Source organism: uncultured Polaribacter sp. (assembly GCF_947503855.1).
In the GTDB taxonomy this organism is placed as follows: domain Bacteria; phylum Bacteroidota; class Bacteroidia; order Flavobacteriales; family Flavobacteriaceae; genus Polaribacter.
In genome coordinates this window covers 106,963-133,316 of sequence record NZ_CANNFF010000004.1, presented here as the reverse complement: position 1 = coordinate 133,316, position 26,354 = coordinate 106,963, and the positions used below count along the sequence as shown (strand labels likewise).

Here is a 26,354-nt window from a genome sequence, read left to right as displayed (position 1 = left end):
AACTTAGCAATATTTAATTGATAAAATAAATGATTTTCAAATATATTAATCGTAAGATTGCCCTTCTTCTTCAGCAGCTTTTTGCATAGCAGCAAATTCTTCTGGTGTTAAATCACCGTAATAAAAGTTGATTGGGTTTAGAGTTCTATTATTTTTATGAACCTCGTAGTGTAAATGTGCCGAAACAGATCTACCTGTATTACCCACATACCCAATTAAATCTCCACGTTTTACTTTTTGCCAGCGTCTAGCTTTAATTTTACTCATGTGGGCATAGATAGTTTTATAGCCATAACCATGGTCTATATAGACTACTTTACCATAAGTAGCACTTCTTCCAGATCGAATCACTTTTCCATTTCCAGAAGCATAAATTGGTGTTCCTAAAGGAGCTGTAAAATCCATTCCTTTGTGAAACTTTCTAATTTTTAAAATAGGGTGCATTCTCCATTTATAACCAGAAGCCATTCTTGTTAAATCTTCTAATTTTACAGGCAAAATAGCAGGTATTGAAGCCAACATTTTTTCTTTTTCTTTTGCCAAAGCAACTATTTCATCTAAAGATTTAGACTGCACTACCAACTGTTTTGATAATATATCTATATCTTTAGTTAACTCTTTTATCATTTTAGAGTTTTCATACCCCTCTAAGCTTTTATATCTATTTACACCTCCAAAACCTGCTTTTCGTTGTTCGTCTGGTATTGGATTTGCCTCAAAATACAACCTATAAATATTGTTATCTCTTTCTTGTAGTTGTGCTAAAATATTAGAGCTTTCTTCCATTCTTTTAGCTAACAAATCGTAGTTTAGCTTTAAGTTTTCGTTTTCTCTTTTTAATGCTCTTTCGTTTGGAGACATAATAAATTGACTAAAAACAATAAAACCAATAAAGCCGATTAATAAAATAGCTAAGAAACCAAAAATACTTCTTTTATAATAGTCGCTTTTCTTAACCGCAATTTTTCTGTAAGAAAGCGTATCTGCATCGTAATAATATTTTACTTTTGCCATAATAGTAATTGTGCTATTTTTGCTTTTTAAAATCGAATTTAATTTAAATATTCGCTTTTATTAATTCACAAATTTACAAAATGTTTTACAACTACCTTTTTAGCGTAGTTTTTTTAAAAGTATATTAACAAATTAACATCCCAATTTTTTTGGGAAAACCTTTCTTTTTTTTATGAAATCTCAAGATATAAGAGCTACTTTTCTAAATTTTTTTAAAGAGAAAAATCATTTAATTGTGCCTTCTGCACCTATGGTTACTAAAAACGACCCTACTTTACTTTTTGTAAATTCTGGTATGGCTCCATTTAAAGAGTATTTTTTAGGAAATGGTACTCCAAAAAAGAATAGAATTTCAGATTCACAAAAATGTTTACGTGTTTCCGGGAAACATAATGATTTAGAAGAAGTGGGGTATGACACCTATCACCATACATTATTTGAAATGTTAGGGAATTGGTCTTTTGGAGATTATTTTAAAAAAGAAGCAATTGCTTGGGCTTGGGAATTGTTAACCGAAGTTTATAAAATTGATAAAGACATTTTATATGTAACTGTTTTTGAAGGTTCTAATGATAAAGATGCTTTAGAAATGGATACTGAAGCTTATGATATTTGGAAACAATACATTGCTGAAGACCGTATTTTAAAAGGAAATAAAAAAGATAATTTTTGGGAGATGGGCGAACAAGGACCTTGTGGACCTTGTTCAGAAATTCATGTTGACATTCGTTCTGCAGAAGAAAAAGCAAAAATAGACGGACGTAGTTTAATTAACGAAGATCATCCACAGGTGGTAGAAATCTGGAATTTAGTTTTTATGCAATTCAACAGAAAAGCAAACGGAACTTTAGAAGACCTACCCAACAAACACATAGATACTGGTATGGGTTTTGAGCGTTTGTGTATGGTTTTACAAAACGTACAATCTAATTACGATACCGATGTTTTTAAACCAATAATTAGCGAAATTGAAACCATTACGAACACAAAATATGGTATCAATAAAAAACAAGATATTGCCACTCGTGTAATTTCAGACCATGTTAGAGCTGTTGCATTTTCTATTGCAGATGGGCAACTGCCAAGTAACACCGGTGCTGGCTATGTTATTCGTAGAATTTTAAGACGTGCCATTCGTTACGGATTTACCTTTTTAGACAAAAAAGAACCATTTATTTACAGATTGGTAGACATTTTAAGTAAAAAAATGGGAGATGCTTTTCCTGAATTAAAAGCACAAAAGCAACTGATAGAAAATGTAATTAAAGAAGAAGAAACCTCTTTTTTAAGAACTTTAGACAAAGGTCTTATTTTATTAGATGCTATTATTGCATCTTCATCCACTAAGGAAATTTCTGGAGAAAAAGTGTTTGAATTGTATGATACTTTTGGATTTCCAATAGATTTAACAGCTTTAATTTTATCGGAAAAAGGATATACTTTAAATGAGAAAGGGTTTAATGAAGAGCTGCAAAAACAAAAAAATAGATCTAGAGCTGCAAGTAAAAGTTCTACAGACGATTGGACTATTTTAATTGATGATTTAGAAGAAGAGTTTATTGGTTATGATACCTTAGAAACCAATGTTAAATTAACAAGATACAGAAAGGTTACTTCTAAAAAAGATGGCGAAATGTATCAATTAGTATTTAACCTTACACCTTTTTATCCAGAAGGTGGCGGACAGGTTGGAGACAAAGGGTATTTAGAAACTACACAAGGTGATGTGCTTTATATTTTAGACACCAAAAAAGAGAATAATGTAATTATTCACTTTACAAAAAACCTCCCTAAAAATTTAAATGACAGTTTTAAAGCTGTTGTAGATAATAAACAACGTTATAGAACAGAATGTAACCATACAGCAACCCATTTATTACATCAAGCTTTAAGAGAAATTTTGGGCACACATGTAGAACAAAAAGGTTCTGCTGTACACTCTAAATATTTACGATTTGATTTTTCTCATTTTTCTAAATTAACCTTAGAAGAATTGCGTGATGTAGAGAATTTTGTAAATAGAAGAATTGTTGGTAAACTGCCGTTGATTGAAAAAAGAAACATTCCGATGCAAGAGGCTTTAAATGAGGGCGCAATTGCATTGTTTGGAGAGAAATATGGAGATACTGTAAGAGCCATTAAATTTGGAAAATCTGTAGAGTTATGTGGTGGTACTCACGTAAAAAATACAGGTGATATTTGGCACTTTAAAATAAAGTCTGAAAGCGCTGTTGCTTCTGGTATACGAAGAATTGAAGCAATTACCAATGATGCTGTTAAAGATTTTTACTCTGAAAACAACAGCACCTTATTCGAAATTAAAGAGTTACTAAACAACCCCAAGGAACCTGTAAAGGCTGTAAAAAAATTACAAGAAGAAAATACCGATTTACAAAAGCAAATAGAGCTTCTTTTAAAAGAAAAAGCACAAAACTTGTCTGGAGAAATTAAAAATCAGTTACAAGAAATTAATGGTGTGCAATTTTTAGCTAAGAAAGTAGATTTAGATGCAAACGGAATAAAAAACTTAGCTTTTGGTTTAGGCAAAGAATACGAAAATTTATTTTTATTATTTGCAACTGCACCTACCAAAGAAAAAGCTATGCTAACCTGTTATATTTCTAAAGAATTAGCCAACAAACGGGGGTATGATGCTGGTAAAGTGGTTAGAGAATTAGGTAAATTAATACATGGTGGTGGTGGTGGCCAAAACTTTTTTGCAACTGCTGGAGGCAGAAATCCAGGAGGGATTTCACAAGTATTAGAAAGAGCAAAAGATTATTTAATATAAAACTTTGTAAAATTCAAATTAAATAATTAATCATAAAATAAATATTTGATATCTCAATTTATTAAGTTAAATTTGAACTTATTGTGTTAGTTTCTATCAATTTAGAAACTACAAATTTATGGCAAATTTAGAGACATTTTCTGGTGATTTTACAAAACAAGAAGCTAGACATTTATTAAAAAGAACTTCTTTTGGAGTTACACAAGATTTAGTATTAGAAGCTACAACAATAGGTTTAACAGAAACCATAAAAAAGTTATTTGAAGAATCATCTCCAGAAAATTTCCCCTTAAAATACGAACCTGATGGAATAGAAAGAGGGGAAGTAAACGATCCAGATGTTACTTACGGAAATACATGGGTTAATGCACCTTTATACCCAGATTTACCAACTTCTCAAGAAAGAAATAAAGTTTTTAGAGCTAGAAACCGATCGCAATATGCTTGGTCCTTTTTACAAATGCAAAACGCCGGAATTTCCATTAAAGAAAAACTGACTTTATTTTGGCACAATCATTTTGTATCAGAAAACCAGCATCCTCATAGAGAGTTTTTTTACATGGATATTCTAAGAAAAAACGCACTAGGTAACTTTAAAGAAATTACCAAGCAAATTACCTTAGACCCCAATATGCTAATTTATTTAAGTGGTAATGAAAACACAAATACAGCTCCAAACGAAAACTACTCAAGAGAATTACTAGAACTATTTACGCTTGGCAAAGGTGCTGCCTTGGGTAATGGAGATTATACCAATTATACAGAACAAGATGTAGTGCAAATAGCAAAAGTATTAACTGGGTGGAGAGCAAGATGGATTAGACATGAAACACCTTTAAAGGCATATTTTACAAATGGCAGACACACAAAAGGAGACAAAATACTATCACACAGATTTAATAACGCTATAATTACAGAAAACGGAGCCGAGGAATATAAAGATATTATAGACATTATTTTTCAACAAGAAGAATGTTCTAAATTTATTACAAGACAATTATACAAATGGTTTGTGAATACTGAGATAACCGAAGAAATTGAAACTAATATAATTGTTCCTTTAGCAAAAATTATTAAAGAAAATAATTATGAAGTATCACCAGCTTTAAAAATCTTATTTAGTTCAGATCATTTTTTTGAAAGTACCTTTTGCATGATTAAAAGCCCTATAGATTTAATATTCTCTACAACAAAATCTTTAGGTTTAATAGCCCCAAAAACCTCTGTAAAAGAAGAATATGAATTTGCTTATGTATTGTATTTAATGGCAACAGATTTAGAACAATCTATCTATCATCATCCAGATGTAGCAGGTTGGAAAGCTTATTACCAAGAGCCATTATTTCACAAAACTTGGATAAATAGTTATTTACTACCTAAAAGATTAGAATATTGTAAATCTTTAGTTGTTGGAGGTATAATTATTATCGATGAAAAAAAATACACAATACCACCGTTAGTTCCAGTTTTAGAAATAACAGCAGGTATAACTGGAGCCGAAAACCCAAATACTTTAATTTCAGAATTAGCAAACCAGCTGTTTAATTATAGTATTTCTAATGATCAATTAAATGCATTAAAAGATATTTTAATACCAGGTTTACCAGATTTTGAATGGACTGTAGAGTATACAAATTATTTAGGCGATACCTCTAATGAAGCCCTGCGTATTTCTGTTGATAAAAAATTGAGAGATTTAATTGGAACTATGGTACAAATGTCTGAATTTCAAATAATGTAATAATGAAAAAGACAGTAAAATTAAATAGAAGGGATTTTATAAAACTAAGCACCATTGCTTCTGCTTCTTTACCATTAACATTAAATGGTTTTTCACTATTTGCCAATCAAAAGCCAAAGGAATATAGTTTTTTAGAAGATAATGAAAACATTTTAGTTTTGATTCAATTACAAGGTGGTAATGATGGTTTAAATACGGTTTTTAATCTCAATCAATATGATAATTTACAAAGCGTACGTTCTAATATTATCATTCCAGAAAACGAGTTATTGACTCTACATGATGAAAACTGTTTACATCCATCTATGATGGGTATGAAAAAAATGTATGATGAAGAAAAATTAGGGATTGTACAAAATGTTGGTTATCCAGACCAAAATAGAAGTCATTTTAGATCTACAGATATTTGGAATTCTGCCTCAGATTCAGAAGACTATGTTTCATCTGGCTGGTTAGGACGTTTTTTTAATGAAAATCATTCAGAATTTCCAGAAAATTATCCAAATACAGAAAACCCAGATCCATTTGCTATAACTGTTGGCAAAATTGTTTCAGAAACTTGCCAAGGGCCAAATATTAATTTTTCTATGGCTTTGTCAGATCCAGAAAATCCTGGAACTGCTTTTGCTGCCAATTCAGGTAACATACCAAATAACTGTTATGGAGATGCTTTAACATTTGTAAACAACACTGTAAAGCAAACAAACGCCTATGCAGATGCAATTAAAACAGCTTCTAACAAAGGAAACAACTTATCAGAAAAATATACCACTAGCAATAAAAACAAATTAGCCGGTAAACTAAAAAATGTAGCAAGATTAATATCTGGAGGCTTAAAAACAAAAGTATACATTGTTCAGTTGGGTGGTTTTGACACACATGACAATCAAATAATTGATGTAGATAAAAAAACAGGAAGACATGGAAGTTTATTAAAGGAGTTGTCAGATGCAATTGCCGCTTTTCAAGATGATTTACAACTTTTAGGAATTGATAAAAAAGTAATGGGGATGACTTACTCTGAATTTGGGAGAAGAATTAGATCTAATGGAGGTTTAGGTACAGATCATGGTACTGCAGCTCCTCTATTTTTATTTGGTTCTTGTGCTAAAAACCAAATTTTAGGTGATACTCCAGAAATTGACACACAAGTAGATATCAAAGAGGGCGTGCCAATGCAATATGATTTTAGAAATATTTACAGTACTATTTTAACTGATTGGATGGGGGGTTCTAAAACAAACGTAGATTCTGTGTTATTTAAAAATTTTAATACTTTACCACTATTTAAATCTGGCTGTTCTGCAGCTCTTTCTACTAATGACTTTTTAGAAGAAATATTAGATATTAACGTTTACCCAAACCCTGCATCACATAGTATTTCTATTAAATTTACAGGAAATAATGAGACTGTAAAAATAACCCTGTACAACACAATTGGTGCAGTTGTAAAAAATATTATCAATAAAAATTACACAACCGCACAACATACTTTAGTTGTAGACATACAACAACTCCCTAAAGGGAATTATTTTATTCACTTTCAAACTAAAAACATTTCTAAAACTAAGAAATTGGTTAAGTATTAAAATAATGAGTTATACTTTTTAAATAATTTTAGGTTATATTACACTTTTACTTATTTATATATCTTTATTATAAAAATATTTTGTTTTTAAAATGAACTTACAAACCCAACTTTTTTTAAAAAAAGAAACTAAAAATGCAATTGATTATTCGTCTAAAATTGTTTTACTCGGCTCTTGTTTCTCAGAAAATATTGGTAATAAGTTGGGGTATTATAAGTTTCAAGTAACTCAAAATCCTTTTGGTATTTTATTTCATCCAAAAGCTATTGAAAATTTAATTACTAGAGCCATCAACTTAAAAATGTATGCCGAGGATGATTTTATTTTTCAAAACGAACGTTGGCATTGTTTTGATGCACATTCTAGCATAAGTAAAAGTTCTAAAAACGAGCTTTTAAAGAACCTAAACACATCATTAGAAAAAACAAGAAAAGCACTTTTAGAAGCTACACATATTAGTATTACATTGGGTACTTCTTGGGTATATCTTTTTATAGAACGTGATAAAATTGTTGCCAATTGCCATAAAATACCACAAAAAAAATTTTTAAAAGAAATCTTATCTGTTAATGAAATTTCTGAAAGTCTAGAGGCCATTTCTGCGTTAATTAAAAGTATCAACAAAAATGCAACTATACTTTTTACAGTTTCTCCTGTGAGACATTTAAAGGATGGATTTGTAGAAAATACACAGAGTAAAAGTCATTTAATTGCAGCCATACATCATACAATTAACCTAAAAAATAAAACCTACTATTTTCCAAGTTTTGAAATTATGATGGATGAGTTGCGTGATTATCGTTTTTACACAGAAGACATGATTCATCCCAACAAAACTGCGATCAATTACATTTGGGAAAAATTTGTAAACACTTGGTTAACTCAAGATGCACTTTCAACCTTACAGGAAGTAGAAAACATTCAAAAAGGAATTTATCACAAACCTTTTAATGAAAAATCAGAGCAACATCAGCAGTTTTTAAAAAATTTAGAATTTAAAAAAGAAAAACTCACAAAGCGATTTCCGTTTATTAAATTTTAAAAAATACAAGTAGAGAATAAAAAAGAAACAGTAATAAAAGCTCAAAAAAGAAACTTTATTTAGCTGTTTTCTATTTTATCCTCTTAAACTAAATCTTTGTAAGATGTTTGAAAAAATATTAACGTTATAAACAGGAGCTTTAGTAAGTATATTTGTTGTCTCTATTATACTTTTTAACAATAAAAAAAATGGCAAAATTATTCTAAATGTTTCGCAACATTTTGCCAAGGCCCACCATTAATTACATCTACACCATTTTGAGTTAAAAACTGGGTAGCTTGTCCGCTTCTAGCGCCACTTCTACAAACTGCTATAACAGGTTTTTTCCAAGCTTTTATTTGTTCTATTTCTAAAGGTATTAAATTTAATACAATGTTTTTTGCCTGTTCTATATGACCTTCATTCCATTCTGCTAAAGTTCTAACATCTAAAATTACTGCGTCTTTGGCTAAGTATTCTTTAATTTCTGCACTCATGTCTTTTCGTTTAAACATGTCAAATAAACCCATGTTTTATTTATTTATAATTTATTGGCACAAAGTTAATCCATTTTCAATCAGTTTTGTGTAGCTTTTGTTACATTTTAATTTTTGTAAAGCTACTAATAATTCTTGTTGAATAGAAAAATTATGCTGCAAAGCTAATTCATACAATTCTAAAAAGAGCAACCAATCATTAGAAAAATTATTTTTTAATTGATTATATATTACAGTTAATTTCTCTTCTGTCACTGTTTTTTTTGCTCTCATTTTTCTTACATTACTATAAAGTGTGTATAATTCTCTTTCTTTATCTGTATATTTTATTTTGTGTGTTTTGGTTTTAGAAACCTCTGTAATATCTTTAAAAGAATTTATATCTGCAGCACCTGAGTAAGCAGAAACTACTTCTTTACCAACTGCCATATGATACAAACCCCAATTTGGCTGAAACAATATTTTATCTTTATAAGTTACCGTACAATTTTTAAAAGTAATTAATAATATTTTACCTCTTAAATCTCTTGTACCTGTAATTACATTTCCTTCTACTTTTACACCTCCCTCAAAAACCAAAGTAATTCTTTTACCTTCATAGATTTGATAAGCCTCTAAATCTCTTGGACTCATATTTTCGATAGCAATGTTAATACCTTTTAACTTTCCTATGGGGCTTCCATAACCTTTTTTATGATGTTCTATTCCATGGCCAATTAACTCTTTATCTCTATTAGATAAAGCTGTATTTCCCTGGGTTTTAAAGTAAATGGGTTTACCATTATCATCTTCTATTACCTCTGTAAAAATACCCGAAATTTGGATTCCTGTACTTAGCTCTATTGTTCCTAAATTTTTAGAATTGATTAACTTTTGTATGCCTTTTAAACCTCCTTTACGAATTGCCATTGTATTGGCAAATTGTTCTAAAACCAAGCTTAAATGGGCAAAATTTGGAGTTACAAATAATTGTGGTTGTGGTTTTGTGATATCAAAATTTATGTTTGCAGCTTCTATGGTATAGGGTACTTTTTTAACTTTTTCTTGCATGCACCAAGCACTTTCTCCTATTGATGAGAGCAAACCTGCTCCGTAAATTTTTGGCTGTTCTACAGTGCCAATTAACCCATACTCTACTGTCCACCAATGTAAATTTCTAATTTGAGCCATTTCAGACAATTCGCCCATATTTTCCTGTAAATATTCTACTGCATTTTGCGCTTCTTGAATTTCTTTTTCAGTAGCATTCGGGTTTTCTTTTAATATGGATAAAAGTCTAATTGCCTCATACATTTCGTAATCTTTGGCAGACGATATTGCTTTGTTACCAATTTCGCCAAAACGTCTTAAATATTCTGCATATTCTGGATTTGCAATAATAGGTGCATGCCCTGCAGCTTCGTGAATAATATCTGGTGCAGGGGTATATTCTATATGGTTAATGGTTCTCATATCTGAAGCAATTACCAAAACATTGTAAGCTTGAAACTCCATAAAAGCATTGGGTGGTATAAAACCATCTACAGAAACGGCTGCCCAACCAATGTCTTTTAAAATACGATTCATGCCCTCCATATGTGGTATTTCGTCAATTGAAATTCCTGTTTTATCTAAACCCTCTAAATAAGATTTATGAGCAACTTTACGCAAATAATTTACATTCATGCGCATTACATAACGCCAAACAGCTTGGTTTTGTGCTGTATATTCATCATAAGGTTGTTTTACAATAAATTTATGTAAGTGCTTTGGGAGTTTTTTGGTAACATCATTCAGTTGAAAGTGCATAATCATCTAAATATTGAATTATTATCATAAAATTACTTATAAAAATAAAAATACTTCATTTAAAAAGCGTTAAAAAAACGTTTTTTTAATAATTTGTTATTTTACACTACTTTCTCCTATATATTTAACATTATAGTTAAGTAAGGTTTTATTGCACATAAGATTGCTAATTTAAAAGCAAATAAGAGCAATCGTATTTCTACTTTTGAAAAAATAAAATACTTTGAAAATAGGAAACCCTCAGAATTATACTTCTCTGTAAAAGCTCCTACAAAAGAACTCAGAAAATTAAAATAATATCCAAAAAAATAATTTACTTTTCTATAAGAAAGCAGCTATTATTCTATTATTACTTTGTATTTGTATTTACTTTATCGGTTTCGTAGAATCTTAAAAAAAAGAAAAAAATCTTTCTTATTTTTACTGTTCAATTTATAGAATAATGAACAAGAAAGTAATTTTAATGATTTTGGATGGATGGGGCATCACCCAAGACCCAAAAGTATCTGCTATTTACAATGCAAAAACACCATTTATTAACGGTTTATATGATAAATATCCTAATGCCGAATTAAGAACAGATGGTTTAAATGTTGGTTTACCAGAAGGACAAATGGGAAATTCTGAGGTTGGACACATGAATTTAGGTGCTGGTAGAATTGTATATCAAAACTTAGCAAGAATTAATAAAGCTGTAGAAGAAAAATCTTTAGGCAAAGAAAAAGTATTGTTAGACACTTTACAATATGCCAAAGAAAATAATAAAGACGTACATTTATTAGGTTTGGTTTCAAATGGTGGTATCCATGCACACATCAATCACTTAAAAGGTATTTTAGATGTTGCTAAAGAAAACCAAGTAGATAATGTGTATTTGCATGCTTTTACAGACGGTAGAGATTGCGACCCTAAATCTGGTACGTATTTTATAAATGATATTCAAGAATACATGAAAGAAAGTACAGGAGAATTGGCTACTGTTACTGGACGTTATTATGCTATGGATAGAGATAATAGATGGGAACGTGTAAAAGAAGCTTATGATGGAGTTGTAAACGGAGTTGGAGAAAAAACGACAGACGTAATTGCAACTATCAACAAAAATTATGAAGCTGGTTTAACAGACGAGTTTCATAAACCAATTGTGGTAACCAATGCAGAGGGTTCACCAAAAGCACAAATAAAAGAGGGTGATGTTGTATTGTTTTTTAACTATAGAACAGACAGAGGTAGAGAGTTAACCAATGCGTTATCTCAAAACGATTTTCCAGAATTTGGCATGAAAAAACTAGATTTATATTTTACAACTATTACCTTATATGACGAGAGTTTTAAAGGGATAAATGTAATTTATAATAACGATAATATTAAAAACACCTTAGGCGAAGTACTTTCTAAAGCTGGTAAAAAACAGATTAGAATTGCAGAAACAGAAAAATATCCACACGTTACTTTTTTCTTTTCTGGTGGACAAGAAGCACCTTTTGAAGGCGAATCTAGAATTTTAAGAAATTCGCCAAAAGTAGCAACATACGATTTAAAACCAGAAATGAGTGCTTACGAATTAAAAGAAGCCTTGTGTAACGATTTAGAAAAAGGAGATACAGATTTTGTGTGTTTAAATTTTGCGAATGGAGACATGGTTGGGCACACAGGTATTATGGAAGCTGCAATAAAAGCATGTGAAGCTGTAGATAATTGTGCACAAGCAGTTATAGAAACTGGTTTAAAAAATGGATATTCTACATTGCTAATTGCAGATCACGGTAATTGTGAAACTATGATGAATCCTGATGGATCACCTCATACAGCACATACAACCAATCCTGTACCTTTCATTTTAATTGATGAAGAAATAAAATCGATAAAAAGTGGTATTTTAGGTGATATTGCACCAACTATATTAGAATTAATGGGTGTAGAACAACCAAAAGAAATGACACAACATTCTTTACTATAATTTAAAAACAATGAAATATATATTCATCTTATTTTTTTCAGTAGCACTAATTTCTTGTAGCAGTGTACAACAAAAAATTACTGCTACAAAAAACAAATCTGGAGACTTGGTTGGTTTTGCCAATAAAGAATCTTTTTTGCAAGCACCATACAACACCTGGTTTACTAAAAATTTTGACAATTACAAACCAGATGAAGCTACAATTTCTGCCTTAAAAAAAGAACTGAAAGATGTCAAAATTAAAGGTTTTATGGGCACATGGTGTGGAGATAGTAAAAGAGAAACACCTCGTTTTTATAAAATTTTAGAATTAGCAGGTTTTAATTTTAAAAATTTAGATTTAGTTACGGTAAATCGTTCTAAAAAAACACCAGATAATTTACAAGAAGGCTTAAATATTAAAAGAGTACCCACATTTATTTTTTATAAAGAGGGTAAAGAAATTGGGCGTTATGTAGAATATGCAAGGAAAAATCTAGAAACAGATATCTTAAAAATTGTTACAAAACAACCTTATAAACATTCTTACGACAGAAGTAAGTAAATGAATTCCGGCAATATAATTATTGCCTTAAATTTAAGAATACCATTGTAAAAGATGTGTAAGCTAAAATTGGCAAAACACAATTATTTACTTTTGAAACATTAGGCAAATGGTATTGCTTTTAAGTTGTAAATAAAAGTTTTTCAGAAGAAAATTTTGATGAAAAATATAACAGAAAAATTAATGCAAATGTTTTTATAAACGATAGAAATATTGCTATTTTTTTTGGCTGGACAAATAGTAACAAACAAATTTTTAATTACGACCCAGCACTAAAAAAGAAAAAAAATTTTTTATCTGTCTTCAAACAACGATCATTTTCACCTAATTTCTTTAAAATATAGTAACTTTGCCCTTCAATTTTTTTTAACATGATTAAAATTAAAACCAAAGAAGAAATAGAAATTATGCGCGAAAGTGCATTAATTGTTTCTAGAACATTGGGCATGCTTGCCAAAGAAATAAAACCTGGAGTTTCCACCTTATATTTAGATAAATTAGCTGAAGATTTTATCAGAGCAGAAGGGGCAATTCCTGGTTTTTTAGGTTTGTACGATTTTCCAAATACACTTTGTATGAGTCCAAACTCTCAAGTAGTTCATGGAATACCAAATAAAGACCCTTTAAAAGAAGGAGATATTATTTCTATAGATTGTGGTGCTAAAAAAAATGGTTTTTATGGAGATCATGCCTATACCTTTGCCATTGGAGAAATTGCTGATGAAACTAGAAAATTATTAGACGTAACTAGAGAGAGTCTATATGTGGGTATTCGCGAATTTAAAGTTGGTAACAGAGTTGGAGATGTAGGTTATGCCATTCAAAAATTCACAGAAGATCATGGTTATGGTGTCGTAAGAGAATTGGTTGGTCATGGTTTAGGAAGAAAGATGCACGAAGACCCAAACATGCCCAATTATGGTAAAAGAGGAAGAGGAAAAAAGTTTGTAGAAGGGATGGTTGTAGCCATTGAACCTATGACAAATTTAGGTACGCATAAAATAAAACAACATAATGATGGTTGGACAATTACCACGTTAGATGGCAAACCCTCTGCACATTTTGAACACGATGTAGCTATTCTAAATGGCAAACCAGAATTACTTTCTACTTTTAAACATGTACATGAAGCGTTAGGCATAGAAACTGATGAAGAAGAGGAATTTAGACAAAAATTATAAATGGAAATTAAAGACATCAATCCCAAAGAAATTATAAAAGGCTTTAATGGACGCTTTGTTCATATGGAAACTTTTACAATTGCTTTTTGGGAGGTAAAAAAAGGTTCTGAACTACCAGAACATTCCCATTTTAGTGAGCAAACCACTCAAGTTATGGAAGGTAAATTTGAAATGACTGTTAATGGAATAACACAGATTTATACTCCAGGCTCTATTTTAAAAATTCCTTCATTTGCAAAACACTCAGGTAAAGCTTTAACCGATTGTAAGATTACCGATGTCTTTTGTCCTGTTAGAGATGAATATAAATAATATTCCTATTGAAAACTGTTTTCAAATCCATACTAAACACCCTACCAAGACCTTGGTTGATAAAAGTTAGTTACTTGGTTAGACCTATTATCGCATTTGCTTTAAAAGGCAATACCTACACAGATCCAATTGATGGTAAATCTTTTCGTAAATTTTTACCATACGGATATGGAAAGCAACGCGAAAATGCACTTTCTCCATCAACGTTATCGTTAGAAAGACACAGATTAATGTGGCTTTTCCTAAAAGATGAAACCGATTTTTTTACATCAACAAAAAAGCTAAAAACATTACACATTGCACCAGAACAGTGTTTTTTAGATATTTTTAAAAAGCAACAAAACTTAGAGTATATTACCTCAGATTTAGAATCTCCTATTGCAGATGTAAAAGCAGATATTTGCGATTTACCCTTTAAAGAAAGTGAATTTGATGTTGTTTTTTGCAATCATGTTTTAGAACATATACCTGATGATAAAAAAGCAATGCAAGAATTATATCGTGTTTTAAAACCAGGTGGACTGGGTATTTTTCAAATTCCTCAAGATTTATCTAGAGCAACCACTTTTGAAGATAATACAATTACAGATAAAAAAGAACGTGCTAAAATTTTTGGTCAATATGATCATGTAAGAGTATATGGTAAAGATTATTTTGATAAGTTAAGAGCTGTTGGTTTTAAGGTAGATGAAGTGGATTACACAAAAAAAATCGCACCAGAAAAACGAGAACGATTTTGTTTGATGAAGCATGAAATACTTCCTGTATGTTATAAATAAACGACAGAAATAGATACCTATTCGTAGGTGTAATTAGAGAATTCTTCTAAATTATGATCAGTATTTACGTACAATAAAACCACTTTAAGCTGAGGGTTATTCTTTAAAAATGATTTTGTTTTCTCTAAACCCATTGCCATAAATGCTGTTGCATAAGCATCTACATCTGCACAATCTAAACTAGCTATTACAGAAACACTTAACATATTACTCTCTTTAGCCAAACCTGTTATTGGGTTAATAGTATGTACATATTTTTTACCAGCATCAGTAATTCTAAATTTTCTGTAGTTTCCAGAAGTAGCCATAGCCTTATTAGATAAGTTTATTTTTTTAAAGCCAGTAGTTGTATTTATTGGGTTTACCAACTTTATCACCCAAGGTTTATTTGCTGTTTTTAGGCCTTTTGTTCGAATCTCTCCACCAATTTCTATTAAATAACTTTGTATGTTGTTTTTTTCTAAAAATCTTGCTACCACATCGATACCAAAACCTTTTGCAATAGAGTTAAAATCTAAATAAATTTCTGGATATTTCTTTATAATTTGATGGTTCTTTAACGAAACCATTTGCAATCCCACAAACTGCATTGCCGCCTTTACCTCATCTTGGTTTAAGTCTTTTTTTTGATTCTTTGGACCAAAACCCCAAGCATTAACCAAATTACCAACTGTAGGATCAAAATAACCATTAGTTTCTTTAAATATTCTTTTAGATTTTTTAAAAACTTCTATAAAATAATCGTCTACAACAACGGCAGTATCTCCTTGATTTATTTTAGATATTGCAGAATTAGGGAGGTAAGTAGAAAGTGAGTTGTTTATTTTTAAAAACAAACTATCTATGTCTTTTTGATAATTTCTATCTGCATTTAAATAGGTAATTTTATAAGTAGTACCAAAAACAGCTCCTTTTAGAGTGTAATCAGATAAATCTACTTTTTTATTACAACTAAAAAAAAATAAAGTTGCACTAAAAATTATTAGAAAATATAGTTGTTTCATAAAGAAATGTTGTGGTAACAAAAATACAATATAATTTTTTCACAAATTCTTGTTAATCGTACTTTTAATTCGTCTAATTTGTTAAATTTGTAAAAATAAAAATCATTAAGCCTATTTATAATGAAGAAAATATCATTTATCTTATTATCTACAGTAATACTAAGTTCTTGTGTTTCTAAAAAAGAATTTGTTGCATTACAAACAGAAAAACAAAAAACTGAAAAAGAATTATTAGCTGTAAAAACCAATTTACAGAAATGTTTAATTGACAGTGAAAAAGAAGATGCACAAATGTTTGCTTTAAAAGAGCAAGTAAAGTATTTAAAACAAGATAAAAAGACAGCTTTAAAACAAGTAGAAGACTTAACGGTTTTAACGCAGTCTTCTTCTGATAATATTAAAAGTGTTATTTCTCAATTAAGTGAAAAAGACAAATATATCAACGGAATTAGAGATGCAATGACGCAGAAAGATTCTCTTAACTTGGCCATTAAATACCACTTAACTAAAAACTTAACAGAAGGTATACAAGATAAAGACATTGAAGTTAATGTAGAAAAAACAGTCGTATTTATTTCTATTTCTGATAAATTATTATTTAAAAGCGGAAGCTACAACGTAACTGACAATGCATATACTGTATTAGAAAAAATAGCTAAAGTAGTAAACGATCAACCAGAAATGGATGTAATGATTGAAGGACATACAGATGCTACACCAATTAAAAGAAATTTAATACAAGACAACTGGGATTTATCTGCTTTAAGAGCAACTTCTATTACTAGAATATTACAATACAAATTTGGTGTACAACCACAAAGATTAATTGCTGCTGGTAGAAGCCAATACGTGCCTTTAGTACCAAACAATTCTACTGAAAATAAAGCAAAAAACAGAAGAACCAAAATAATTATTATGCCTAGATTAAATCAATTTTTTGATTTGTTAGAGCAAGATGCTAAATAATTATTTAGTTTTAAAATATGTTAAAGCCACTCAAATCTGAGTGGTTTTTTTTTGTTTTTCATAGAATTACCAAATTTTTTCTTTCTTATAAAAACCACTAAATTTGTTTAAAATAAAACATAGAAACATTCCATATCGTTATAGCTATTTTGGAATACTTAAAATTAAATCTTATGAAATACCTAAAAAATTTAATAGTGTTTGGTCTAATATTATGTCTACTATCATGTAGTAATAATGATAATGGCTCAAATCCTCCATTTAGTGGTACTATTTTTTTAGATCCTGATATAATTACAAGTTCAGATCTATCAACATTTGAAAGTCTTGCCTATGCTGGTCAAGCTGAAAGAACAATGTTTGACAGAAGAGTTAATAATTGGATAACTGTTAATCCTTTTATTTTCAACGCCAACTATGAAGACGGTCTTTCAATAGAATTTCAAATTAATCCTGAATTCCAAAATGTAGATGCAGCTGAAATCCAAGCCTTAAAATATGCTAAGGTAATCGGCAGGCTACCAGCAGCTTTGCGTAGTGATGTAGAAACCTCTTGGGTTCATATGGGAACTGAACCTTTTGGTGGCGGAAACAATAATCTTCTTATTCATATTGGTCAAACAACACTATATGAAAACGATGGAATATTAGAAGAAACATTAGTTCATGAAGCCTCTCATACCTCATTAGATGCGTATCATTCTGCCTCAACTGGATGGATGAATGCACAAGATTTAGACCCTAATTTTATCTCTACTTATGCTCGTGACTATCCTACAAGAGAAGATGTTGCTGAGAGTTTTCTTTTATATATGGCGCTAAGATATCGATCTGATAGAATTAGTTCATCTCTAAAGAATAAGATTTTAGAGACCATTCCAAAACGAATAGAGTATTTTGACAACCAAAATTTTAATATGTACCCAATAGAATAAAAGAGATTAAAAAACCAAAATATTTTAAAACCACTCAAATCTGAGTGGTTGTTTTTGTTTTTATAGAATTACTAGGTTTTATATTTCTTATAAAAAATGCTAAATTTGTTTGGTACTTTATGTTATGCATTAAAACTTTCCATATCATTATAGTTGGCAGAGATTATAACAAACTAAACGAAGAAAAAACTAATTAAAAATGAAAAAATTAAATATTTTATTAATTATAATTTTATTTCAAACTAATTTATTTTCACAAGTTGGAATAGGAACAAATACCCCAAACGCAACTTTAGAAGTTACAGGGCAACCTTCTGTTACTGGAGTTGCAGATGGTATTATAGCACCTCGTATTTCTAGAGCTGATTTAATTGCAAAAACAGCTTATTCCATAAGTCAAACAGGTGCCATCATTTATATTACAGATTTAAGCGGAACTGTAAATACTGCTACCCAAAAAATTACAGAAATAGGTTATTATTATTTTAATGGCACAAGTTGGTACTCAATGAATAATAACAGTGATGTGCTATTTAGTTTTGGAGATATTAAACAAGGAATTCAGTCTGCAGACCATAATGGCTGGATAAAACTAGATGGCAGAGCAATAAATACACTAACAACCTCCCAACAAACGCAAGCAGAAAATTTAGGTTTAACTATTAATTTACCGGATGCAACAAATACACAACTTACACAAAATGGCACATCATTAGGAAGTGTAAGCGGTAGTAATACCAAAACTATAGCCCGAAATCAATTACCAAATGTAAATTTGACAGGAACTACTAGTTCAGGGGGTGCAAATGGGCGTTGGAAAACAGATAGTTCTCCTTGGAATGCAGGTGGGGGCAGTTATACTAACATAACAACTCGAAATGGTGCAGAATCAGGTTTACATACTCATAATATAAGCCTTCCACTTAATGGAAATGTACCACAACAAGACTTTAATGTTAGAGGCGCAGAATTAAGTGTGAATGTATTCATTTATCTAGGAGATTGATAACCTGTGCTAAACATGATGTATAAGGAATAGCAAGATTTTGATTTTTTTTACAAATGTATTGTAAAAACTCCGCCACTGCATATAAAAAACAAGTTAAACAAAACTACTCCAAAATTTTTATAAAGTTTTCAAAAGCCACATAATAGGGTTGGTTTTTAAACACAGGGCTTTCTACACTTTCTGCATTGGCAATACCCACACCAGCAAACCACACTTTGGCATTCTGTTTTTTTGCGTGATTCTTAAAAGTTTCCATCCAAATAGTATCGTAGTCATTTGGGTTTTGTAAATTATTGGTAGCTTTTACTAAAACAAAAATAGTGGGTTCGCCTTTTTTAAATAATACAAATTGCGGATGTCTTTTTAACGTACTATTTATGGCTTGAAACTCGTACCCCATTTTCTCTAGCTTTTCGCCTACAATATTCATTGCTAAATTATGTAACTCTTGAGCTGTTAAAACCTGCATAATTTATTTTTTTAGTGAAACTAAATATTGAAAAGTTTAAAAAACGTGTTCAATATTATAGGTTGAACTAATCCTGATTTTCATCAGGACCTTTACTTTTATTTTTTCTTTTTATTGCGCTTATGATAATTTTTATCTCCCCTAGTTTTAGGTTTCTTATATTTTTTTGCGATTTCTCTTCTATAAGAACCTCCTAAGTTTACCTTGCTATTTTTTTCGCTTTTTTCATGAAAAGCGGGCCCAGGCACATACTCTAAACCAGCTCTGTTTTTAGATTGTTCTCTGTCTTCTTTTGGTCTTTCATCTTCTGTAAGCATCGTAGAAATGGCTACTTCTTCTGGTATTTCTAAAACCGGAATTGTATAATCCATTAAAGTTTCTATTTCATTTTTTGCTTTTTGCTCCTTTTCTGTAGAAAAAAGAAGTGTTTCTCCTTCTTTTTCTGCACGACCAGTTCTACCAATTCTATGCATGTAATTTTCTGGAAAATCAGGAGTATCAAAATTAATAACATGAGAAACCTCATCAAAGTCTAAACCACGTGCCATAACATCTGTAGCCAGTAAAATTCGGTTTTTACCTTCATCAAACTGTTTGATAGAACGAATTCTGTAATTTTGTGTTTTGTTAGAATGTATTACACACATCTCATCGTTAAAAGCTTCTTCTAAGTGCTTAAACAACAAATCTGCAGTTCTTTTAAATCCTACAAAAATTAATACTTTGTTAAAAGTTTCTTTGTCTTTTAAAAGATGATTTAGCAAATTTACTTTGGTGAAAAAGTTAGGTACATTGTAAGATTGCTGTTTAATATTCTCTAAAGGTGTGCCACTTACAGCAATAGATATTTTCTGCGGATTTTTAAAAAAATCGTAAATTAAATTGTCTACATCTTCTGTCATCGTTGCAGAAAATAGTACGTTTTGCCTTCTTTCTGGGATAATTTCAAAAATGTTCATCAATTGAAATCTGAACCCTAAATCTAACATTACGTCCACTTCATCAATTACTAATTTCTGAATATTTTTTAGCTTTAAGGCATTGCTTAAACCCAAATCATACAAACGTCCTGGAGTGGCTACAATAATATCTTGTCCTTGTAAAATAGCTTGTTTTTGTGTATTAATATTGGTACCACCGTAAACACCTAACACACGTACATTGATATATTTTGCTAGTTTTTCAATTTCATCTACAACTTGTATCACGAGTTCACGAGTAGGCACTAAAACTAAAATTCTAGGATGTTTTTCTTTAGAAAATTTTAAATCTCTTAATATTGGCAGCATATAGGCAAAGGTTTTACCTGTACCTGTTTGTGCAATTCCTACAACATCTTTACCAGACCTAACTACAGAAAATGCTTTTTGTTGAATAGGTGTTGGAGTTTCAAAACCCAAATCGTCAATAGCATATTGCAACTGGTTAGATAAGTCTAATTCTTTAAACGTCATGCTTTAAAATTTTATGCAAAGGTACGTTTTATAAAATGTTTTACAACACTACCTAAAGACTGTTATTATTTGTAATTTTGCTATCAAACTACTTAGGTAATAATGATTACAGACACACATACCCATTTATATTCGAGTCAATTTAACGAAGATCAAAAAGAAATGATACAACGTGCTAAAGATGCAGGTGTTTCTCGTTTTTTTATTCCTGCCATCGATTCTTCTTACACAGAAAGCATGTTGCAATTAGAAAAAAAATTTCCAAAGGATGTTTTTTTAATGATGGGTTTGCATCCTACATCTGTAAAAGAAAATTATTTAGAAGAATTGGCACACGTAAAAACATGGGTAGATCAAAGAGATTTTTATGCCATTGGAGAAATTGGTATCGATTTGTATTGGGATAAAACCTTTTTAAAACAACAGCAAGAGGCTTTTAAAACGCAAATACAATGGGCAAAAGAAAAAAAATTACCTATCGTAATTCATTGTAGAGATGCTTTTGATGAGATTTTTGAAGTTTTAGAATCTGAAAAAGGAGACGATTTATTTGGAATTTTTCATTGCTTTACAGGTACAAAAGAACAGGCAGAAAAAGCCATATCTTACAACATGAAATTAGGTATTGGTGGGGTTGTTACGTTTAAAAATGGTAAAATTGATAAATTTTTAAATGAGATTGATTTAAAACACATTGTTTTAGAAACAGATGCACCCTATTTAGCACCAACTCCATTTAGAGGAAAGAGAAATGAAAGCTCATATATAACCAATGTTATTGATAAATTAGTAGCTATTTATAGTCTTTCTTTTGATGAAATTGCAGCGATAACAACCAAGAATTCTAAAGACATATTTGGTATATAATTAAGTAATGAAAACAGAAATCACATACTACAAAACACCCATAGGTATTGCAAAAATTGTAGGCGACACCAACGGCATACAAGCTGTTTCTGTTTTAGATGTAAAAGAGGTTTCTGTTACTGATTTAAAAAAATCTATACCTTATTGTTTGCAAGATTGTGTTGTGCAACTAGAAGAATATTTTAAAGGTGAAAGAGCTAGTTTTAATTTAACTGTAAACCCTAAAGCAACTGCATTTCAGATAAAAGTTTGGAAATATTTACTAACCATACCTTATGGCAAAACCACCAATTATTTGGCGCAAAGCAAAGCTTTAGGAGACGCAAAAGCAATTAGAGCAGTAGCCACAGCAAATGGTAAAAATCCACTTTGGATTATTATTCCCTGTCATAGAGTAATAGGTTCTGATGGTTCTTTAACAGGTTATGCTGATGGCATTTGGCGAAAAAAATGGTTGTTAGAACATGAAAATCCTGTAAAACAACAAACGCTGTTTTAATTTAGTTACTACAATTAAAAAACATATTTTTACGTTAAAAACGTAACGTTTTTTATGAATAAAAAATTTCTTTTTTTATGGCTGGTTTGTATTGGGTACTCCATACAAGCACAAACAATTCATACAGATTTTAGATCTAAAAAATTTCTGCTAAAAAAAGACACCTTAAAATTCGATTCTGTTGCCATTAATCCAATGCGTTTTAAAGTAGTAAATGCGTTTTTAAAACCGATAAACCCTACAAACTATATTATAAATCATACGAAGGCAACATTAATTATTAATGCTAAAAAATATCCAGAAATAACTATAGAATATTTTAGATTTCCTGAGTTTGTTACCAAAACATATTCAGTTTTTGATGAACGGCTAATTTTACCCAACACTACAAGTACTGGTAAATTGTATAGCTTAACTAGCAATAAAGAAGCTACCAACATAAAGTTATTTGATGGCCTACAAACCAAGGGGTTTATCTCTAGAGGAATCACATCTGGTAATAATCAAAATGCGGTTACAAATGCGGCTTTAGATTTAGAAATTTCAGGAAAATTATCGGATAAAATCACGTTAAAAGCCAATATTTGGGATACAAACATCCCCATACAAGAAAATGGATACTCTCAAAATATTACCGATTTTGATAGAATTTTTATAGAAATGTTTCATAAAGATTGGCGTGTAAGAGCTGGAGATTTATCACTAAAAAATAGCGAAAGCTTTTTTGCTCCTTTTGTAAAACAAGCCGCTGGTTTAGAGGTAGAAGCAAATATTAATAACAATTTAAAAGTAAGTGCTTCTGGCGCTGTTGTGCGTGGTAAATTTAATACGTTTACAATTGTGGGTAGAGAAGGCAACCAAGGTCCTTACAAAATTGTGGGCGCAAATAACGAGCCAAATATTGTAATTATTAGTGGTAGCGAAAAGGTATACATTAATGGAATTCAAATAAAAAGAGGAGAAAATAAAGACTATACCATAGATTATAATTTAGGCGAAATAACGTTTAACACTACCTACCCTATTACGAATGATATGAGGATCTGGATAGATTTTCAATATTCAGACAGAAATTATACCCGTTTTGTTACGTATGAATCTGTAAAATACAATTCAGAAAAACTAGATATAAGTAGTTTTTTTTACAGTGAAAACGATGCTAAAAATCAACCTTTACAACAAGCTTTAACAGACCCACAAAAACAAATTTTAGCAAATGCTGGTAACAATACCAATTTAATGTTTGCAGAAAGTGCTTTTGTAGATACTTCTGATGAAAATAAAATTCTCTACAAAAAAGCCACAAATGGTGCTGTAGAAATTTTTGAATACTCTACAGATTCTAATGAGGAACTCTATTTTGTAACCTTTACAAATGTGGGTAGCAATAATGGTGATTATATTTTAGAAAATAGCACAGCCATTGGAAATATTTTTAGTTATGCAGGTAAAAACCAAGGGAATTACAGCCCTATCACTAGATTGATTCCACCAACAAAATCTCAAATTTTTATGGTGAAATCGAATTATGCACCCGCCAAAAAAACAACCCTTTCATCTGAAATAGCAATTAGTAATAACGATGCCAATTTATTTTCTAGCATAGACAATACAGAAAATAATGGGATTGCTGCAAAAATTGGTTGGCAGCAAGTTTTAATGGATAAAAAATGGCAATTAACTAGTCATATCAATCACGAATTTGCACAAAAAAACTTTAAAACTCTACAAAGATGGGAACGTGTAGAGTTTAATAGAGATTGGAATTTACTAACCAATAATGCTACTAAAAATTATTTTCAATCAGAATTTGTTTTGGAAAACAAAACAAAAGGTTTTTTAAAATACAAATACAATCACCTAAATTATATAGACACGTATAATGGAAACAAACATGATCTTAATGTCAAAATAAAACTAAATAATACTTCCTTTTTTGTGGATGGTAGTTTTTTAACAAACACGTCTACTTTAGAAGACAATAATTTTTTAAGAGCCAAAGCCACAGTAAAACATTCTTTTAAAAAAACTTGGATTGGTGCTTTTACAAACCTAGAAACCAATAGCAGAAAAGAAATTACAAGTAATAATTTTATCAATACAAGTCATCGATTTAAAGAATTCGAAACCTATTTTGGTATTGGAGATACTGCTAAAGTATTTGCAAAAATTGGCGTAAATTATAGAAATAATGACAGTATTAAAACCAATAAATTTTCACAAATTAACAACAGAAAATCATTTTATATCAACAGTAAATTGATACAAAATAAAAAAACGAACTTAAGTATATATACAAATTACAGACTTACAGAAAATGCTTTTTCAGAAGATGAAAAAACAGTAAACTCTAGATTATTATTCACACAAAAATTATTTAAAAACTTTGTAAACTTAAGTACATTGTACGAAACTTCTTCTGGCAATATTGCTAGACAAGAGTTTATTTATATTAAAACAGAACCTGGTTTTGGTTATTATACTTGGATAGATTACAATAATGACGGTGTACAAGATTTTGATGAATTTGAAATTGCAGAATTTCAAGACCAAGCCAATTATTTAAGAGTACCCAAACCTAACTTACGTTTTATTGCTACCCAAAAAGCAAAATTTAGACAAACAATTAACTTAAATTTCAATCAATGGAAAAAAGAAAAAGGGTTTAAAAAAGCACTTTCTTACTTTCATAACGATAATTTTATTAGCATAGAAAACGAACAGACCAAGGTTGGTAATTCTTTTAATTTTAACCCTTTTAATTTTAATGAAACCAATTTATTGGGTTTAAATTTTAGTCTTAGAAACAGCATTTACTTCAACAGAAATCTACAAAAATATAGCACCACATATACCTATGGTACTTTAAGAAATATGCAACAGTTTTTAATTGGTACACAAGAAAACAATACCAAAAGTCATCAAGTAGATTTTGCGCATAAGTTTGCCAATTTTTGGTTGATAGAATTCTTAGGTAAATTGGCAGAAAACGATTTAAAAACTGAAAATTTTAACAATAGAAATTACACCATAGAAAGTACAGAATTACAACCTAAAATCAGTTTTTTATATAGTGATAATAATCGGTTATCAGCATTTTATCACTTTAAAAACAAAACAAATAATGTAGCCGATTTTGAAACTTTACAACAACATAAAATTGGCTTCGAATATTTTTACTTGAGCAGTAAAAAAAATCAAGTTACAGCCAATATAAATGCTTTTATAAATAACTTTACAGGTAATACAAACACACCTGTAGCTTATCAAATGTTAGAAGGTTTGCAGGCTGGTAGAAATTACACTTGGAATGTATTATTCAATAGAAAATTGAATTCTTTTTTAAATTTAAACCTGAATTATTTAGGTAGAAAAAGCGAAAACTCTAAAACAATCCATACAGGTAGCATTCAATTAAGAGCCGTTTTTTAATTTGTTAAAGTTTTGTTCTTGGTAACAATTTTAACACGCATTTTTTAAAAAAAATCATTACTTTGCAATTAGATGTCAAAATTCTTATCAATACTATTAGCTCATTTGATTCTTTTTCAGAGTCTAAACGTTAATTTGGAATCATTTTCAAAGTTAACAGTATTGTTAGAACATGCTCAATTTCATCAAGAAAAATATGGAGATTCTATTGTCGATTTTTTAGTAGAGCACTATGGAGATAGTGAATACAAAACGCCAAAACATAAAGAGCATAAAGACTTGCCTTTTAAACAAGATTCTCTAAACCACAATCATTTACCGTCAGTTTTCACCTTAAATACACCTGTATTTGAATTGAAAAAAAACATAGCGGTTCGAGTTCAACAAAATTATTTCTACAAAGAATCGTATTCTTTATTTGAAAAACCATCCGTTTTTCAACCGCCCAAATTAGCATAATACTATAGTAACTTTTAAACCTGTTCTAGCAAACAGGTATCTA

The 26,354-nt window shown here is 30.1% G+C and carries 22 protein-coding genes; 16 read left to right on the top strand and 6 right to left on the bottom strand.

Annotation, left to right across the window (positions count from 1 at the left end; all coding sequences use genetic code 11):
- Positions 1-45: 45 nt before the first annotated feature.
- Entirely contained in the window at positions 46-1,014 is a 969-nt protein-coding gene (locus Q0662_RS04760; RefSeq protein ID WP_298947676.1) for a M23 family metallopeptidase, read from the bottom strand.
- 172 nt (positions 1,015-1,186) lie between these two features.
- On the opposite strand from Q0662_RS04760, the gene alaS reads away from it, so the two are divergent.
- The 4 genes from alaS to Q0662_RS04740 all read left to right on the top strand — a co-directional run bounded on the left by alaS (position 1,187) and on the right by Q0662_RS04740 (position 8,177).
- Positions 1,187-3,805, top strand: coding sequence for an alanine--tRNA ligase (gene alaS / locus Q0662_RS04755; RefSeq protein WP_298947673.1), 2,619 nt, complete (start codon positions 1,187-1,189; stop codon positions 3,803-3,805).
- A 118-nt stretch (positions 3,806-3,923) separates the two neighbouring features.
- Positions 3,924-5,546, top strand: coding sequence for a DUF1800 family protein (locus tag Q0662_RS04750; protein WP_298947671.1), 1,623 nt, complete (start codon positions 3,924-3,926; stop codon positions 5,544-5,546).
- Positions 5,547-5,548: 2 nt separating this feature from the next.
- Positions 5,549-7,135: a DUF1501 domain-containing protein gene (locus Q0662_RS04745; RefSeq protein WP_298947669.1), complete on the top strand. Its 1,587-nt coding sequence runs from the start codon at positions 5,549-5,551 to the stop codon at positions 7,133-7,135.
- Positions 7,136-7,226: 91 nt separating this feature from the next.
- Complete coding sequence (locus Q0662_RS04740) at positions 7,227-8,177, top strand: GSCFA domain-containing protein (protein ID WP_298947667.1); 951 nt, start codon at positions 7,227-7,229, stop codon at positions 8,175-8,177.
- 197 nt (positions 8,178-8,374) lie between these two features.
- On the opposite strand, the gene Q0662_RS04735 is transcribed toward Q0662_RS04740, so the two are convergent.
- Positions 8,375-8,686: a rhodanese-like domain-containing protein gene (locus Q0662_RS04735; RefSeq protein ID WP_298947665.1), complete on the bottom strand. Its 312-nt coding sequence runs from the start codon at positions 8,684-8,686 to the stop codon at positions 8,375-8,377.
- Between the two features lie 18 nt (positions 8,687-8,704).
- Positions 8,705-10,447, bottom strand: coding sequence for an aromatic amino acid hydroxylase (locus Q0662_RS04730; protein ID WP_298947663.1), 1,743 nt, complete (start codon positions 10,445-10,447; stop codon positions 8,705-8,707).
- Between the two features lie 436 nt (positions 10,448-10,883).
- Between Q0662_RS04730 and gpmI the strand changes: the two genes are divergently transcribed.
- The 5 genes from gpmI to Q0662_RS04700 all read left to right on the top strand — a co-directional run bounded on the left by gpmI (position 10,884) and on the right by Q0662_RS04700 (position 15,217).
- Positions 10,884-12,401: a 2,3-bisphosphoglycerate-independent phosphoglycerate mutase gene (gpmI, locus tag Q0662_RS04725; RefSeq protein ID WP_298947661.1), complete on the top strand. Its 1,518-nt coding sequence runs from the start codon at positions 10,884-10,886 to the stop codon at positions 12,399-12,401.
- 10 nt (positions 12,402-12,411) lie between these two features.
- The gene (locus Q0662_RS04720; protein ID WP_298947659.1) at positions 12,412-12,945 is read left to right on the top strand and encodes a thioredoxin family protein; all 534 of its coding nucleotides are present in this window, start codon (positions 12,412-12,414) and stop codon (positions 12,943-12,945) included.
- A 371-nt stretch (positions 12,946-13,316) separates the two neighbouring features.
- Positions 13,317-14,126 carry a type I methionyl aminopeptidase gene (gene map, locus Q0662_RS04710; protein ID WP_298947657.1) on the top strand — a complete coding sequence of 270 codons (810 nt, stop codon included), beginning with the start codon at positions 13,317-13,319 and terminating at the stop codon, positions 14,124-14,126.
- The gene (locus tag Q0662_RS04705; RefSeq protein ID WP_298947655.1) at positions 14,127-14,438 is read left to right on the top strand and encodes a cupin domain-containing protein; all 312 of its coding nucleotides are present in this window, start codon (positions 14,127-14,129) and stop codon (positions 14,436-14,438) included.
- Positions 14,439-14,446: 8 nt separating this feature from the next.
- The gene (locus Q0662_RS04700; RefSeq protein WP_298947653.1) at positions 14,447-15,217 is read left to right on the top strand and encodes a class I SAM-dependent methyltransferase; all 771 of its coding nucleotides are present in this window, start codon (positions 14,447-14,449) and stop codon (positions 15,215-15,217) included.
- Positions 15,218-15,234: 17 nt separating this feature from the next.
- Here Q0662_RS04700 and Q0662_RS04695 read toward each other — a convergent pair whose 3' ends face one another.
- Positions 15,235-16,221 (bottom strand): FAD:protein FMN transferase, encoded by a 987-nt coding sequence (locus Q0662_RS04695; protein WP_298947651.1) that lies wholly within the window; start codon positions 16,219-16,221, stop codon positions 15,235-15,237.
- A 120-nt stretch (positions 16,222-16,341) separates the two neighbouring features.
- Here Q0662_RS04695 and Q0662_RS04690 point away from each other — a divergent pair, with 120 nt between their 5' ends.
- The 3 genes from Q0662_RS04690 to Q0662_RS04680 all read left to right on the top strand — a co-directional run bounded on the left by Q0662_RS04690 (position 16,342) and on the right by Q0662_RS04680 (position 19,128).
- Entirely contained in the window at positions 16,342-17,187 is an 846-nt protein-coding gene (locus Q0662_RS04690) for an OmpA family protein (protein ID WP_298947649.1), read from the top strand.
- Positions 17,188-17,360: 173 nt separating this feature from the next.
- Positions 17,361-18,122: a hypothetical protein gene (locus Q0662_RS04685; protein ID WP_298947647.1), complete on the top strand. Its 762-nt coding sequence runs from the start codon at positions 17,361-17,363 to the stop codon at positions 18,120-18,122.
- 199 nt (positions 18,123-18,321) lie between these two features.
- The gene (locus Q0662_RS04680; RefSeq protein ID WP_298947646.1) at positions 18,322-19,128 is read left to right on the top strand and encodes a hypothetical protein; all 807 of its coding nucleotides are present in this window, start codon (positions 18,322-18,324) and stop codon (positions 19,126-19,128) included.
- Between the two features lie 106 nt (positions 19,129-19,234).
- Here Q0662_RS04680 and Q0662_RS04675 read toward each other — a convergent pair whose 3' ends face one another.
- Both Q0662_RS04675 and Q0662_RS04670 read right to left on the bottom strand, forming a co-directional pair.
- Entirely contained in the window at positions 19,235-19,600 is a 366-nt protein-coding gene (locus Q0662_RS04675; protein ID WP_298947644.1) for a Na(+)-translocating NADH-quinone reductase subunit F, read from the bottom strand.
- A gap of 98 nt (positions 19,601-19,698) precedes the next feature.
- Positions 19,699-21,054 carry a DEAD/DEAH box helicase gene (locus Q0662_RS04670; RefSeq protein ID WP_298947642.1) on the bottom strand — a complete coding sequence of 452 codons (1,356 nt, stop codon included), beginning with the start codon at positions 21,052-21,054 and terminating at the stop codon, positions 19,699-19,701.
- 102 nt (positions 21,055-21,156) lie between these two features.
- On the opposite strand from Q0662_RS04670, the gene Q0662_RS04665 reads away from it, so the two are divergent.
- From Q0662_RS04665 to Q0662_RS04650, 4 genes are all read left to right on the top strand, one after another.
- Positions 21,157-21,921: a TatD family hydrolase gene (locus Q0662_RS04665; protein WP_298947640.1), complete on the top strand. Its 765-nt coding sequence runs from the start codon at positions 21,157-21,159 to the stop codon at positions 21,919-21,921.
- Positions 21,922-21,928: 7 nt separating this feature from the next.
- Positions 21,929-22,420, top strand: a complete 492-nt coding sequence (locus tag Q0662_RS04660) for a methylated-DNA--[protein]-cysteine S-methyltransferase (protein WP_298947638.1) — start codon at positions 21,929-21,931, stop codon at positions 22,418-22,420.
- 54 nt (positions 22,421-22,474) lie between these two features.
- On the top strand, positions 22,475-25,852 hold the full coding sequence (locus Q0662_RS04655; protein WP_298947636.1) for a hypothetical protein: 3,378 nt from the start codon (positions 22,475-22,477) through the stop codon (positions 25,850-25,852).
- A 135-nt stretch (positions 25,853-25,987) separates the two neighbouring features.
- Positions 25,988-26,311 carry a hypothetical protein gene (locus Q0662_RS04650; protein ID WP_298947634.1) on the top strand — a complete coding sequence of 108 codons (324 nt, stop codon included), beginning with the start codon at positions 25,988-25,990 and terminating at the stop codon, positions 26,309-26,311.
- The last annotated feature ends 43 nt before the right edge of the window (positions 26,312-26,354 follow it).